Source organism: Planococcus sp. NCCP-2050 (assembly GCF_023708025.1).
Classification (GTDB): domain Bacteria; phylum Bacillota; class Bacilli; order Bacillales_A; family Planococcaceae; genus Planococcus.
Window position 1 is genome coordinate 686,578 of record NZ_BRCX01000001.1, and the last position, 14,723, is coordinate 701,300.

The 14,723-nt window shown below is 45.4% G+C and carries 10 protein-coding genes; 2 read left to right on the top strand and 8 right to left on the bottom strand.

What is annotated here, in order from left to right; genetic code table 11:
* The gene (locus tag NFU07_RS03520; protein ID WP_251474754.1) at positions 1 to 1,077 is read left to right on the top strand and encodes an ABC transporter substrate-binding protein; all 1,077 of its coding nucleotides are present in this window, start codon (positions 1 to 3) and stop codon (positions 1,075 to 1,077) included.
* Positions 1,078 to 1,185: 108 nt separating this feature from the next.
* Positions 1,186 to 2,376, top strand: a complete 1,191-nt coding sequence (locus tag NFU07_RS03525; protein ID WP_251474757.1) for an MFS transporter — start codon at positions 1,186 to 1,188, stop codon at positions 2,374 to 2,376.
* A gap of 535 nt (positions 2,377 to 2,911) precedes the next feature.
* On the opposite strand, the gene NFU07_RS03530 is transcribed toward NFU07_RS03525, so the two are convergent.
* The 8 genes from NFU07_RS03530 to NFU07_RS03565 are packed head-to-tail and all read right to left on the bottom strand — an operon-like array spanning position 2,912 to position 14,708.
* Positions 2,912 to 5,494 carry a VWA domain-containing protein gene (locus NFU07_RS03530; RefSeq protein WP_251474760.1) on the bottom strand — a complete coding sequence of 861 codons (2,583 nt, stop codon included), beginning with the start codon at positions 5,492 to 5,494 and terminating at the stop codon, positions 2,912 to 2,914.
* Positions 5,475 to 7,208: a vWA domain-containing protein gene (locus tag NFU07_RS03535; protein WP_251474764.1), complete on the bottom strand. Its 1,734-nt coding sequence runs from the start codon at positions 7,206 to 7,208 to the stop codon at positions 5,475 to 5,477. The genes NFU07_RS03530 and NFU07_RS03535 overlap by 20 nt, the downstream gene beginning before the upstream one ends.
* Before the next feature lie 12 nt (positions 7,209 to 7,220).
* The gene (locus tag NFU07_RS03540) at positions 7,221 to 8,081 is read right to left on the bottom strand and encodes a DUF58 domain-containing protein (protein WP_251474768.1); all 861 of its coding nucleotides are present in this window, start codon (positions 8,079 to 8,081) and stop codon (positions 7,221 to 7,223) included.
* A complete protein-coding gene (locus tag NFU07_RS03545) occupies positions 8,078 to 9,070 on the bottom strand; it encodes an AAA family ATPase (protein WP_251474771.1) in 993 nt (330 codons plus the stop codon). Before NFU07_RS03545 ends, NFU07_RS03540 begins: the two co-directional genes overlap by 4 nt.
* Positions 9,071 to 9,088: 18 nt before the next feature.
* A complete protein-coding gene (locus NFU07_RS03550; protein WP_251474774.1) occupies positions 9,089 to 10,570 on the bottom strand; it encodes a hypothetical protein in 1,482 nt (493 codons plus the stop codon).
* A gap of 12 nt (positions 10,571 to 10,582) precedes the next feature.
* Positions 10,583 to 11,425, bottom strand: coding sequence for an ABC transporter permease (locus NFU07_RS03555; RefSeq protein ID WP_251474776.1), 843 nt, complete (start codon positions 11,423 to 11,425; stop codon positions 10,583 to 10,585).
* Entirely contained in the window at positions 11,422 to 12,357 is a 936-nt protein-coding gene (locus NFU07_RS03560) for an ABC transporter ATP-binding protein (RefSeq protein WP_251474779.1), read from the bottom strand. Before NFU07_RS03560 ends, NFU07_RS03555 begins: the two co-directional genes overlap by 4 nt.
* Complete coding sequence (locus NFU07_RS03565; protein WP_251474781.1) at positions 12,354 to 14,708, bottom strand: hypothetical protein; 2,355 nt, start codon at positions 14,706 to 14,708, stop codon at positions 12,354 to 12,356. Before NFU07_RS03565 ends, NFU07_RS03560 begins: the two co-directional genes overlap by 4 nt.
* Between the last annotated feature and the right edge of the window lie 15 nt (positions 14,709 to 14,723).

Consider the following 14,723-nt stretch of genomic DNA (forward strand, 5'->3'; position numbering starts at 1 on the left):
ATGAAAAGCATTATTCAAGCAACTGTCGCGATTCTGGTCGCTTCTGCCTTGCTTCTTTACGGCGTATCCGTCCTCGAAAAAAGTTCTGCGACCACTGGCGGTGGATCGATCACCGTCTACAACTGGGGCGAATACATCGACCCGGAATTGGTCCAGCAATTTGAAGACGAAACCAATATCAATGTTATATATGAAACCTTCGATTCAAACGAAGCGATGATGACGAAAATCGAACAAGGCGGTACGTCTTATGATGTTGCGATGCCTTCAGAATACGCCATCGAAAAAATGAAGGAAAACGATTTATTGATCCCGATCGATTTGGAAAAAATTCCGAACCTTACTAATATCGATCCTTACTTCTTAGACCTCCCTTTCGATCCGGGCAATGAATATTCCATCCCTTACTTCTGGGGAACAGTGGGGATCGCTTTCAACCCTACGCTGCTGGAAGGGCAAACGTTTGAAAGTTGGGACGACTTATGGGATCCCACATTAAAACAGGAAGTCATTTTGGTGGACAGCGCACGTGAAGTCATCGGAATGGGATTAAACAGCCTCGGCTATTCATTGAACTCTACAGATATATCAGAGCTCCGGGAAGCTACGGACAAATTGAAGACGCTTGGCCCGAATACTAAAGCCATTATCGGGGATGAAATCGTCGAAATGATGCGCCGCGAAGAAGCGGCTGTTGCTTTGACTTGGTCCGGTCAAGCTGCAGATATGATGTGGATCAATGAAAACATCGATTATTCGGTGCCTGAGGAAGGTTCGAACTTATGGTTTGACAATATGATCATTCCAAAAACATCGAGCAATGTAGAAGGTGCACATGCGTTTATCAACTTTATGCTTGATGCAGAAGTTGCTGCGCAAAATGCAGATTATGTCGGTTATTCTACGCCAAACCAGGCAGCCATTGAAATTATGGACCCCGAAGTGACTGGAGACGAACGCTTTTATCCTCCTGAAGAACTGCGGGAACGCTTAGAAGTGTATGAAAACTTAGGGCTAGAAATGCTCGGCATCTACAATGAATTGTTTTTGGAATTCAAAATGGATATGGAAAATTAACAGGCAGCCAGCTGCCTGTTTTTTCTTTGTGCAAAAGGGTATGGTATTGAGTGCCTTTATGATAAAATTTAGGAACACGAAATATAGACAGTGAAAGAAGGATGCGCTATGGCCGCAAAATCAAATAATTTCGCGTTGTATGTTTTGATGTTCAATATGTTTATCGCAATGAGCGGCATCGGCCTCATCATACCGATCATGCCGGAATACCTGGACACGTTCGGTGTCGCAGGCCAAGCACTCGGTACGTTAATCGCCACTTTCGCCCTCGCCCAATTTCTTTTCTCCCCTTTATCCGGACAGTTATCCGATAAATACGGACGCAAAAAACTGATCATTATCGGATTAATCATTTTCGGACTTTCTCAACTTGTCTTCGGTCTAGCTTCAGATTTATGGATTTTATACTTGGCTCGGTTCTTTAGTGGCCTTGGGGCAGCTTTCCTGATTCCCCCGATGATGGCTTTCGTTGCCGACATCACCACTTTTGAAGAACGCGGCAAAGGCATGGGTCTTCTCGGAGCATCCATGTCGCTCGGCTTCATGGTCGGTCCCGGCTTTGGCGGATTTCTGGCTGAAGTCAGCCTGCAATTTCCATTTTACGTGGCTACAGCTGTCGCTTTGATTGCAGCAGTAATTTCGTTTATCGCCTTGCCAAACGTTGCGCCGACCATTCCATCGGCTCCAGCTAAAGCTGAAAACCTCTTGCAGCAACTAAAACGTTCGACCACGACTCCCTATTTTGTCATGCTTTTGGTGATGCTGATTTTCGCTTTCGGATTAGCGAATTTCCAATCGACGATCGCTTTATACGTCGACAAGAAATATCAATTCACTCCGAAAGAAATTGCAGTCCTGATTACCATCGGCGGATTTGTCGGCGTCATCGTCCAAACCTTTGTCATCAATAAATTATTCAAGCGCTTCGGAGAAATGAAAGTTATCCTCGTGAACTTACTGATTTCTGCAGGGGCGATGATCGGAATCTTATTTGTCAACACATTCTGGACCATCCTTTTAGTATCTGCTGTCTTCTTTACAGCTGCCTCTCTGCTGCGACCGGCCATCAATACGCTGATTTCCAAACTTGCTGGCAACGAGCAAGGGTTCGCAGCCGGCATGAACAATGCTTATATGAGTTTAGGGAATATGTTCGGCCCAGCTATGGCAGGAATTCTCTTTGATATCGACATGAGCTTCCCGTATATTTTCGGAACAGCCATTTTGATCACTTGCTTCTTTATAGCAAGCAACTGGTCAGCGAAAAAGCAGCAGTTGCTCGCAACGAGCAGAAGCTAAGAAAAGCGCAAGCACCCATGTAGATTCGACGGGCTTAAGACGATCTGGCGAAGCGGCGTTTCTTCAGCCGCACAGCCAGAGTGGCTTATGACCCCGAGAATCTGGGCGCTGGAGTCTGGACACCGAAAAGCGCAAGCGGCTGTCCAGCTCTGACAGGCATAAGACAGAACAGCGAAGTGGCGCTCTTTGCCGCACAGCTGGGCTGGCTTATGACCCGAGGAGCTAGCCGCTGGAGTCTGGACACAGAAAAGCGGAAGCGCCCGTGTAGATTCGAAAGGCATAAGACGATCTGGCGAAGCGGCGTTTCTTCAGCCGCATAGCCAGAGTGGCTTATGTTCCGAGAATCTGGGCGCTGGAGTCTGGACACCGAAAAGCGCAAGCGCCCATGTAGATTCGACGGGCTTAAGACAATCTGGCGAAGCGGCGTTTCTTCAGCCGCACAGCCAGAGTGGCTTATGACCCCGAGAATCTGGGCGCTGGAGTCTGGACATAGAAAATAGAAAAGCGGAAGCATATCAAAAAAGCGAAAAAGAGGTCATCCCCTCTTTTTCGCTTTTATTAATTGTTCGATGGTTTGCGGAGGTGCTTCTTGTGAAGATGAAACCACCGCTTTTGGTTTTTTCAACGATGGAATCAATCGGAGCCCGAACCTGCGGATCGTGATGTCTACGAAAAACAGCAGCATCGCAAGCAGCAGCAAGAAATGCTGGATCGGCTGATTGGTCCCGCTTTCGTATGGTATTTCCCGGAGCGACTCTTCCAAAGATTCCAGAACTCTTCCTCCGCTCCTCTCAGCTACAGAAGCGAGCAATGCCGTGTTGGGTTCACTTAGGCGATATTCTTCTCCATAAGGGATTGTCAGCCCCGTCTTATACGCTTCCCCGTTTTCATTCCTGATGCTGAAGAAAACCAGCCCCGGATCCGCATCCAAGGTTACTTCCATTTTGCCTGGAGCCACCGGTTCACTTTGCAGCGGGATTTCCATTCCTTTTTCATCGATAGCGGCCACTTCAATAATGGCCGATTGCCGAGTGGGATCTTCAATCGTGTAAACGCCTTGTTGCTTCCTTGCCACTGTAAAGGGGATTTCGTCATATGACGGCAAGAGCTCAGAAACGGAGCGGTTCCAAAACGCCGGCCAATTTTTCCAAGCCTGAAAATCTCCGCTCCATGCACTGCTTCCGGAAGTATAGGCCATCGTTTTGCCGAGGCCATAATTCCACGATGCGAGCACCGGGTCCCCTTCCTCACTTTCCAAAGCGACAGAGGCTGCAGGTTTCGCAGTTGTGGCAATATATGCATTCATTTGCGGCACGCCATCAGAAAACAAATCGCTCCAAGGGCTGTCATAGACAATCGGATAAAACGGTTCATCTACGATATAAGTCCGGGACATCATAATCGTTTCCCGAGAAAGAATAGCGGGGATGGTTGTGGCATCCGCTACTTCATAAAATCGCCCATTGCCGGTGGCAGCCAAATCTTCCAGTAATCCGATGTCCGCATCTTGGCCGATCGAAACCGTCGATAAGGTAATATTGTCTTCCTTGCCGCCTTCGATTAAGCTCGTGTAATCACTCGGGGGAGATTGTCCGTCCGTCAATAAGATAATGTGTTTCCGCTGCAGCTCCAAACCTTCCAATTGCCCGTAAGCTTCAGTCAATGAACGAAAGATTTCTGTACCGCCGCCTGGAGTAACAGATAAAATCTTATCAGCTGCAGCCTTAGGGTCTGCCAATTTTTCCGTTTCAACAATTTGCCACGGCTGATCATCAAAAGCGATCACACCAACCGTATCATCTTTCCGAAGAAGTTCAACGGAACGTGCTGCCGCTTCCTTTGCCAACTCCATTTTCATGCCAGCCATGCTTCCAGAACGGTCCATGACAATGACAAGCCCAAGAGAAGGAAGTTCGTGCTTCCCCTTGACTTCCATTTCAACTGGCAAAAGCCGTTCAATCGGCGATTTAAAATAGCCGCCGAGCCCATAACTTTGATCGCCGCCAACCATCATAAAACCGACGCCGAATTGCTTGACTGCCTGTTCGATGACATCCATCTGCTGGCCGCCAACGGACGTCCCAGAAACGTTGTCAAAGATGATGCCATCATACTGCAGGATCGATGAAAGACTGGTCGGAAGTTCGTTGGAGCCAATATTCGTCGTCCGTATATTTTCACCATCCAATAAACCGGGGATTGGACTAGGAATAGTTCCATTCACAACTAATAATTCCGGCTTCCCTTCCACTTCAGTGACACTCACCAACGCGTTATTCTCCAAAAAACGATCTTCTGCAATTTCCAGTCTCGCTTCATATTTCAGTAATCCTTCTTCACTTGCAGGGTATCGATAAGAAAACAAATTCTCTCCATCAACTAACTGAATACGATGCCGATCAAATTCCTCATCATTTTTCGAAAGGACCAGTTCCGCTTCCCGTTCGCCGTCCGACTGGAGCGTTAAGGAGAATGCTTGAGATTCACCGAGAAAAGCTTTCGAGGGTGTTTCAAACGCTGTAATCGCTGCGTCTTGAGAACTGTCTTGCTGAATTGGCAAGACATCAATTTGCACACGTTCACTTTGAAGCCGGTTCAAACTATCGAGAGCCGAGGCTTTCGTTTCGTTGCCATCGGAGATCAGCACCAGCCGCGTCGCTAAATCTGTATCGCCGCTGTTGGAAGCGAGTTCCAATGCTTGTGCAATATTGGTATGATTCGCCTTCCCCGTGCTTTGATCAAGCGGCAGCGCCCGTGATTCCGCAGATACCGGCAAAAGCGTCTGAAAATCTTCTGCAAACGTATAGACACCGACATGCTGGCTATCATTCTTATCAGCAATGACTGTCTCAATCGATTCCGCAATTGCCGATTGAGATCCTTCCATTGAAGCGGAGCGGTCCATAAGGTAAATGATTTGCTGTTGATCGGCTGGCCGGTAAATTGACGGCATGGCTAAAGCGAAAATCAATAAAACAACGGCCGCAATGCGCAAAATATAAACAAGGCGGAAGAAAAAGCTGCCCAGTTTAAGGTTTTTAAAACCGCTATACGCAAAGTAAATGAGTGCCGGTACAAGCAGCCAAAGAAAGAGAGGTTCATCTAATCGCAATTCCACGGCGGTACACCTCCCATTCAACTAGCAGCAATAATAATACAATGGCAATGGCCCAAGGAATCAGTGGATACTGGATTGTTTCATCCTCCACTTCAGATTGGCCGATTGCGTAAGATGGGCCAGATAATAACATTTTTTCTTCGGAACTCAACTGGACAATCATCTTCATGGATCGGCCGTCCCCATTTACTTCATAAACGCCAGGTTCTGTAGGTGCGATAAATGGTCCTTCCCCCTCCAAATAGGAACTTATATAATCTTCTCCTTTAAATAATTCCCATTCTCCTGCCTCAGAAGCAAGCGGGACGGATCGATGTTCATTTGGCTGAAAGTAGCCTAAAAAGGCTTCGCTTCCCGACAGTTCATTCGCGGCACTCCACAGGAATAATGGAAATGATGGATCCAATGGCCAATTTGTTGATTGGATATCTGAAAGAACCACGATATCGCCTTTTGGACTGATTTGGATAAACGGCTTTCCGTCGATTTCTGCAATGTTTTCATAAGCTTCAAATCCCGGATAAAGCGCTGATACATATACATTTTCCAAATCGGCATAAGTAAATAAGGGATGTGCAGCCGTTTCAATCAATCCCGAAACCTCGGTTGCCTGAACATCATTTCTGCCAATTAAAAGAAGCGGGGAATCCGACTCCATCAATTCAGTTTGATTGGTTGCAAGCATCGATCCGGTCCGTCCTGCAAGTTGCGATGGGTCGGCAGTCGCCGCTTCCATGCCGATGGATTCAAAGCCTTTCGCTACTAAAGAATGAAGCGACGAATCGATCACTACTCCAGTAGATTCTTGCTGGACAAACGATAGCATCCGGTTATCTTCCGAGTAGTCATCTTCAACATTTATTTCAGCCGTCCATAAATCTTCAATAGGCAGGTCTTCAAACGGCACCAATAAATCTTCTCCTGCCGGCAGCTCCAACTCAGCTTCTTTTGAAACGTCTCCAGCCGATAAGCTCACTGTACCTTTCATCGTTTCTTCGCTTTCATTAACGACTTGCACAATCGCCCGCAAGCCATTGTCGGATTGGGACAAGCCAAATTGCCGGATGGACGCATTAGCCAAATTGTCTTCGTTTGCATGGACGACAAAAGGCTGATCCGTTTTAGCCGCTAACGCTTCACGTGCTAAAGCATCCGTAAAGATATGGATCACGGTCGATTCATCTTTCACTAACGATTCCGCAAACAAAATTGTCTGGTCCATCTTAGCCTCTTCGTAGCTGATATCCAGCTGTTCGATATTTTTTAAAAGTGTCTGCTGATCCCGTTCTTCTCGAACGGCGATTTCCGGAGTCTGGCCGGTCTTGATAATGGTCACAGGTTTCCCACCCGCTTGGTCGACCAGTTCCGACATTTTGGTTTTCTGTTGATCGAAGCGGCTTGGCGAACCGGCAAGCATCGTAGCAGAAGTATCCACAATAAAAATCAGTTCATTGCCTTGGACCGTCTCCGACTCGATATACGGTTGAAGCAATCCGAAAACACATAGGACCAATGCCGCCAACTGTAGATAAAACAAAAGATGATGCTGCAATTTTTTTAAGTACGGTGAAGCTTGAATTTCTTTCATCATTTCTTGCCAAAAAAGAACCGATGAAACATTTTTGTTTTGATATTTTTTCCGGAAAAAATAATATAGGATAACGGCAATCGGCATGATCGCTGTCCAAATCCAAATCCAATTTGCTATTCCCATGCCGCTCCCCCTCTATTCAATCCATTTTTTCCGAGCCAATTGATGAATCATAACTTGCTGGATACCGTCTTCGATATGGATAGGCATATAATGGACACCATGTTTTGCACACAGAGCTTCCAACGCCTTATTATGCTGTTCCCGCTTTTTTAAATACGCTTCAATCGCCTGGCGCGTCACCGTTACATTTAAATCCGTACCGGTTTCTTCATCAATAAGACGCATGTCCCCTTCAAAATTAGGAAACCTTTCTTCAGCTGTAGACAAATGGAGAAAGCGCACATCGTGCGAGTATTTTGGCACTTGCTTAAAGAATAATTGCCATTCTTCCAGTTCTTCCAAGCCGTCTGAAATAACGAATAAAACCGTGGAATCTTTTGCACTGTAAAAACTCGCATTTTTTGCAAAAGAACGGCTTTTGGGATCCGGGAGATTCACCATAAAATGTTCAAAAAGCTTTTTGGCTGACTTTCCTTTTTTCTTAAAAGGCGATGCTGAAGCTCCACCCGCTGAAATGCTCAAACGATCATCTTTGCTTAACACCATCACGCCTAACGAAAACGCTAATTGCTTCGAGAAGAGCCATTTTTCTTCCATCGATTTTGAATCATCCAGCAAAACATGGACCCGCATTTCCTGTTCGTCCAAATACCGTTTTATATAAACTTTTTCCGTTCGGGCAAAGACGTTCCAATCGATATGACGAACATCATCTCCGGGATGATATTCCCGGAAATCCGAAAAATCGAGGGAAGAACCAAAACGGCTGGAACGGTGAGATCCTTTATGATGTCCTCGGATCTTTGCTTTAGTGGCTATGGAATAACGGCTTAACCGCTTCATCCAATCGCCGGGCAATTGCAGCCCACTCATTTCAATACGCCTCTTCCGGCGGTTTCCAAAATCATTCCAATAAGATCGTCAACTGTTTTTTCTGCCGCTTCCCCTTCATAATTCAACAAAATCCGGTGCCTTAATACGGGTTGGGCTACATATTTCAAGTCGCCAATCGAGACATGAAAACGCCCTTCTGATAGCGCTCGGGCCTTCGCAAGTTTGATTAAGCTTTGAAGTCCCCTTGGACCGCTGCCATATTGGACAAATTGTTTGATTTCATCAAATTGGGTATATTCCGGATTTGAATGCTGAATGATATCGACCGCCACCATAAGAATGTCTTCTGCAATCAATACTTCTTTCACCATTTGCTGCGCTTCGATTAAAGAAGCTGTATCCATTTTCTTAACGAGGGAAACCGTTTCAGCTCCAGTTGTTCTTCGGCTAATTTCCGCCAACTCTTCACGATTCGGGTAAGATACAAGAATCTTGCATAAGAACCGGTCCATCTGTGCTTCCGGCAACGGATAAGTCCCTTCCATTTCGATCGGATTCTGGGTCGCTAATACGAAAAACGGCCGCGCCATTTTTTTCGTATCGCCTAATATCGTCACCGTTTTTTCTCCCATCGCTTCAAGCAAGGCACTTTGTGTCTTCGGCGTAGCCCGGTTAATTTCATCGGCTAAAACCATCTGATGGAAAATCGGGCCTTCTCTGAAAGTGAATTGCTGTCTGCCTTCAGCATCCCGTTCGATCAGGCTGGTACCGGTAATATCAGATGGCATTAAATCCGGCGTGAATTGGATACGGGAAAAACTCAAATCCATCACATCTGAAATGGTACGGATTAACATCGTCTTGCCGAGCCCTGGCAAACCTTCAAGCAATGCATGGCCATCCGCTAAAATAGCATACAAGGAAAATTCCACCGCTTGTTCTTGTCCAACGATAAATTTGCCGATTTCATCTCTGACCTCTTGCAGTTTGTTGCTCATTTCCTTAAAATCATCCGGTGAATATGCCATATAGTCCCCTGCTTTCTCTTAATCAGATTCAACTGTTGAAAAATACTGTTCAACGACTTTTTGCAAGTCTGGCGGCAATGCCAAACGATCGGCGCTTATAAAATAAGAATCGCTATATTCGCCCACTACTTCAGAATAAGGACGGACTGTCCCTTTCGTAGCCGGGACAACCCCTTCCTGTTCTTCTGCCGCTTCACCGTCGCCAAGTTCTCCTTGATCGACAGTTGTCTCACTTTCTCCACCTATTCTAGAAGGAACTGTTAAAAGTTCCCGGCTTCCTTGACCCGATCCGTAGCCTTTGCCCTGTCCTTGTCCTTGTCCTTGTCCCTGGCCTTGACCTTGTCCTTGTCCTTGTCCTTGTCCCTGGCCTTGTCCTTGTCCTTGTCCTTGTCCCTGGCCTTGTCCTTGTCCTTGTCCTTGACCTTGACCTTGACCTTGTCCTTGTCCTTGTCCTTGTCCTTGTCCTTGTCCTTGTCCTTGTCCTTGTCCCTGGCCTTGTCCTTGTCCCTGTCCTTGGCTTTGTTGCTGATTCTGGCCATCGCCTTCGCTTTCGGATTCAGCATTGGGGGTGCCGCTGCTCCCTTCACCGGATTCACTTCCAGATTCTGAAGAATCTTCAGCGCCCTCAGATGCTGCCCCGTCACTTTTGGAAGCTTCCGGGTTTGCGGCCCCGGCAATAGTCTGTTGAAGCGGAAAACTTACCGGTTTCCCCATATTGCTCAAAGCTGTCTGTGTTTCTCCCGCTTGTTCAGCAAGCTGTTTTGCTGCATTTTCAAGATCTGCTTTTTCCTGTTCTGCAACTTCCCCTTCTGCTGGCAATTGCTGTTGCTGAGCCATTTCTTTTTGCTTCTTGACCACTTCTTTCAACGCTTCTTCAGCTGTTTCGCTTTCTTCCACTTTTTTTAGAACTTCTTGCAATTCCTCTTTAACGACTTCTGTTTTTGCCTCTTTTTCCAGATCAGCAATTTTTTCTTTTATTTCTTCAATCACTTCTTGTTCCTTTTCAATGTCTTTTGCTTGTTCCTGAAGTGTACTTGGAAACAAAAGCAGGAGCATCAGCAACGCCCCCGTGATTAATGAAGCCACCAACCATTTCCCAAGGAACCATTTCTGCGGTTCTTTTCTAAACAATTGATAGCTAAAAGGAATGACTTCCGCCGTCTGTTTGGTCAATGCTTCTGTCAACTTGTTTTGTTCCTTGATCTTCCAAGATGTCAAAAGAAGATTATGGGGAGTAAACCGATCCAATTGTTCTACCGCTTGACCAATGTTCGGCATGTTCTTATAGGAAAAAAGTAGGCCTCCCAGTAAAAAGATGGAACCGGCAGCATATGCATAAAATTCATAATAAGGAAGGACGAACAACCGGGAGACGACCACAAGCAAAAGCGCAGATAGGAGCCCTAAGAAAACTGCAATTTGTAAAGCCCGGCTCATGTGAACAAGCTTCAATCGCAAGGCTGTTTTTTTAACATAGCGGACCAATTCCCGGTTGTTCATGCGTATCCCTCCTTATTTGTATTTATTCATATTGACACGCAAACGTTTAACAGACAGCCAAATCGCGCCCGCTGTCAGCAAACTGTAAAATACCAAATAACCGACCCAAAGCGGCAGTTCAATTACTGTCATCGTTTGGATTTCCTGTGCAAATCCAGGCTGCAATAAAGTAAGCATCACGATTGCAGGGTTGATGCTTGCCCAAAAATAAGAAAATGGCGAAAAGCTAGGTGCAGTTGTTCCAAGCGTTGAAATTTGAATGGACAGCAACAGGAAAAACGCTGTCACGACGGCTAAGAAAATCATCGTTCCGTACGTGACGATCATCGACACAATCGTCTTTCGAATTAAGGTTGAATACATGACGCCCATGCTTCCAATGGCCAATAACGTCAAGAAATAGAAAAGAAAAATGACGATAATCTGAAGTGGATCGACTCCGCCGTATAAAAATACCAAACTGTAGATAGGCAGGCTAGATACGATCATCAACAGCAGAAATGCGATGGATGAAGTCATTTTTCCAAAGATGATCTGGAAAGATGTCTGCGCAGTCGTCAGCAAAATATTCAAGGTCTGCTTTTCTCTTTCCGTACTGATTGTCCCTGCCGTTAAACCGGGAGTGATGAAAAGAATCAAGCCTAGCTGGATATAGGTCATCATACTAAATAACAGAAAACTCTCATCCGGACGGAAAAATCCGCTGCCGCTCAAAGAAGTTGTTAAAAAGATGAATCCGAAAACAAATATACTCATCGCCATCAAATAGAAGAGAATGCCGGTAAAGCTCTTCATACTGCGGAAACGCAACTTCACTTCTTTTATGAGTACGGGATTCGCGAGGAGTGTTTTCACTTAACTTCCACTCCTTTCGTAATGGCCATGAAGACATCTTCCAAATCTGTCTCTTCTTCGGCAAATGATACTATTGGGAGGGAATGCTCCATAGCTTGCCGCAGCAAACGGATTTGGTCTTCTTCTGTTCCCCGATATAAGAATTCAATCGATTGCTTTTCCGGCTTCTCAATCAATTTTGAAACAAGTGGGTCGTTTTCAAAGAAAGCCATCGCTTCTTGTGTCGGCCCGGCTATTTTAACTTTTAATACTTTTTCACTTTGAAGATGCGCTTGGATTTCATGCACAGAACCTTGTGCGATTAACTTCCCCGAATCAATGACGCCAATGCTGTCGCACATTTCGGCAAGTTCCGGCAAAATGTGGGAAGAAATCAGGATGGTTTTGCCCATCGATTTCAATTCCTTCAAAATATCCCGCATTTCCACGCGTGCCCTTGGATCAAGTCCAGAGGCCGGCTCATCCAGAATAAGAATTTTCGGATCGTGGATTAAAGCTCGTGCCAAACACAGCCGCTGCTTCATCCCGCGGGACAATAAATCAACATAATCATATCGTTTATGCGACAAATTGACGAGCTCCAATAGCTTGGGAATCAGAACTTCACGCTCTTTAGGTGCTATTCCGTAACTTGCCCCGTAAAAGTCCAAATACTCATTAGCCTTCAATTGATCGTATACGCCGAAGAAATCCGGCATATAGCCAATCTGTTTCCGCACTTCATGCGCATTTTTGGTAACACTCATTCCATTGATGAAGGCATCACCGGCAGTCGGCTGCAGCAAAGTCGCCAAGATGGAAAATGTGGTAGATTTCCCTGCTCCGTTGGCTCCTACAAAGCCAAAGACTGTGCCTTCTTCTATCGTTAAATTTAAATCTTGCAGCGCATAGAAAGAACCATATTTCTTTGTTAATCCGACAATTTCAATCACGGAGCAACCACCCCTTTCAGCTTGATTTTCGGCAGCATGATTTCAGGCGAATTGCTGTCGGTATTGGCATCGACAACAAAGCTGACTATGCCGTCTTTTGAAATGTAATCCGTTATATTTTCTGTAATGGCTGCTCGGTTTTCTTCAATTTTTTCAAGTTTGTCGGTAGAAATATTGCGAATTGCCACTTCTCCCTTTGTATCGCCTCTTGAAATCTCCAGTGCACTCCACTCTGTTTTATCCAAGCTCAAAGCTTTCGGCGTCTGGTAAGTCATTTCAACTTGGCCGCCATCTATATAGTAAAGATAAGGATCCGGAGCAACATTCTCAAAATAAGTCGACTGATTCGCCGCCGCCACTTTTAAGGTCAGGGCTTCTACTTGCAGATCAATTTCTCCAGTCAAAGTCGTTTCGGGATTGAAAGGTTGTGCAACCAAGTTCATGGCTGAAACCGATGCCCGCTGATCTTTAAGCGAGACTGGAACAATCGCATCTTTCGTATAGGCAATCACATATGGCGAACTGTTATCTGCTTCCATTTGGTTATACGAAGCGGATAAGATCGTTTGTTTTCTGGCGGTTTCCAATTCCTTTTTATCTTGAATCTGTTGATAAGAATAATTCGTAGAAATCGGCGAAATAGATGCCAAAATATCGGATTGGACTTTTTCATTTACGGTCAGTTCTTCCCCCGGGCTTAAATTGCCCAAAGACATGATCCGGGTTCCTGTCCAAATGGAAACATCTTCGATCGCAAACGGGAAATTATTTTTGATCGTTCCTGACAATCGCTTATTTTCCACTTTCAGTTGAACATCAAAATCCCCTGTATTTTCAATATACGATTGGCCTAAAATCGACCCTACTGACCAATAGCGCATATTCCGCATAGTCAGTTGGTTGCTTGCAGCTTGATGTTCCAAAATAGCCGCATCTTGAGGCGACCCTTCTGAAAACTGCGAGTTCAACAAACTCGTCATTGAAGTTGAAGAAGGAGCTGTAAATTGATAATTGCCTCCTCGATTTGATAGGAGTGTATTCATATAATACCCGTTTAATCCACCATCCTGATCAACTTTAAAAAATCCGGTCTGCTGGATCTGCGGATTCGCAATTCGGTCTTTTGCACCTACAGCAAACAAGCCGATTGACGTAAGCACTGCCACTGCCGGAATAATCACCCATGCAAGTTCACGTTTATCCCGTTTCTTCAAAACGATATAGAGCACCGGAATAATTAAAATAATATAGAAAAAAACGATTGCGATTGTCCAAAATTTTGAAACGGCAAAGCTTTCAAACAACTCATTCACATTGCCGACTTCATAGGACATGTATTCCAAAGTCGATTGGCCCTGGTTATATTGCTGATTGCCGATAGACAGCGGTAACAGGCCTTTCATCATTTCCGCAAATCCTTCTTGGGAGCTGATTTGGCTGTCGCCAAGCGAAAAAGCTGTTTGGGTGATAGAGCCCGCTCCAATTTGCTTTCGGGCTGCTAAAACAGCAGAACCTTGGGTCAACAAGGCTTCGGCTCCTTCGTTCAATGCTGCTTCAAAAGCTGGAACTTCTTTTTCAAGTACAGGAACCGCCAATTGAACTTGCTTTCCAATGGCCAATGGCAATTCTCCAGCGAGTTCGCCCATCGCCGCTTCAATATTTTCAGTTGAACCGACGACTAAGCTTCCGCCTTGTTGGATCCACTGCATGATGGCTTGCCGATTTGCTTCAGGCAGATCACTGAACGAAAATTCATCGATCACCAAATGGTCAATGGTTCCCCAAGCAATTGCTTCTGTCGGCAACGAAAATTGATTCAATTGATTTAAATGGAAGACTTGTGTCGAGTCGCTTCCAGTCGGTGCGACTTTATTCAATTGCAAAAGCCGATCCGAGTTTTCCGTTAATGTTGCAATGAACAGTGAAGAAGGCGAGAAAAAAGATGGAGATAAATTTTTATCTCCCTTAATTTCTATTTGCTTTCCTTCTTCCCATCCTCCTTCATATAGAAAAATATTGCGAGAAGAATTCCCCATCGACATCATATCGGACAATCCCGGCACTGCAACTTGGATTGTTTTTGTTTCTCCTTCTGCCAATTCAACTGGTACGGAAATTCCTGCTCCTAAGCTGTAAGTTTCACTGTAGCCTAAAACTAAATCTCCTGAAAAATCCTCGCCATTGTTTACCAATGTAAATTGAATGGGCACTCCGCTTTCATACTTCACCTTATTGGCAAATCCCGCTTCTGCATCAACGGAAATTTCTGCGGCTGCCAAAGCAGTCTGAGGCAGGATAAAAATTAATAACATGAATGCGCTTGCACTGATTGCCAGCCATCGCTTGAACATATGGACCCCCCTATT

Bases quoted from the DNA above. Each gene is read 5' to 3' on its own strand.
- NFU07_RS03550 (WP_251474774.1), bottom strand. From the start codon at position 10,570: ATGAACAACCGGGAATTGGTCCGCTATGTTAAAAAAACAGCCTTGCGA.
- NFU07_RS03535 (WP_251474764.1), bottom strand. From the start codon at position 7,208: ATGGGAATAGCAAATTGGATTTGGATTTGGACAGCGATCATGCCGATT.
- NFU07_RS03520 (WP_251474754.1), top strand. From the start codon at position 1: ATGAAAAGCATTATTCAAGCAACTGTCGCGATTCTGGTCGCTTCTGCC.
- NFU07_RS03545 (WP_251474771.1), bottom strand. From the start codon at position 9,070: ATGGCATATTCACCGGATGATTTTAAGGAAATGAGCAACAAACTGCAA.
- NFU07_RS03565 (WP_251474781.1), bottom strand. From the start codon at position 14,708: ATGTTCAAGCGATGGCTGGCAATCAGTGCAAGCGCATTCATGTTATTA.
- NFU07_RS03525 (WP_251474757.1), top strand. From the start codon at position 1,186: ATGGCCGCAAAATCAAATAATTTCGCGTTGTATGTTTTGATGTTCAAT.
- NFU07_RS03540 (WP_251474768.1), bottom strand. From the start codon at position 8,081: ATGAGTGGGCTGCAATTGCCCGGCGATTGGATGAAGCGGTTAAGCCGT.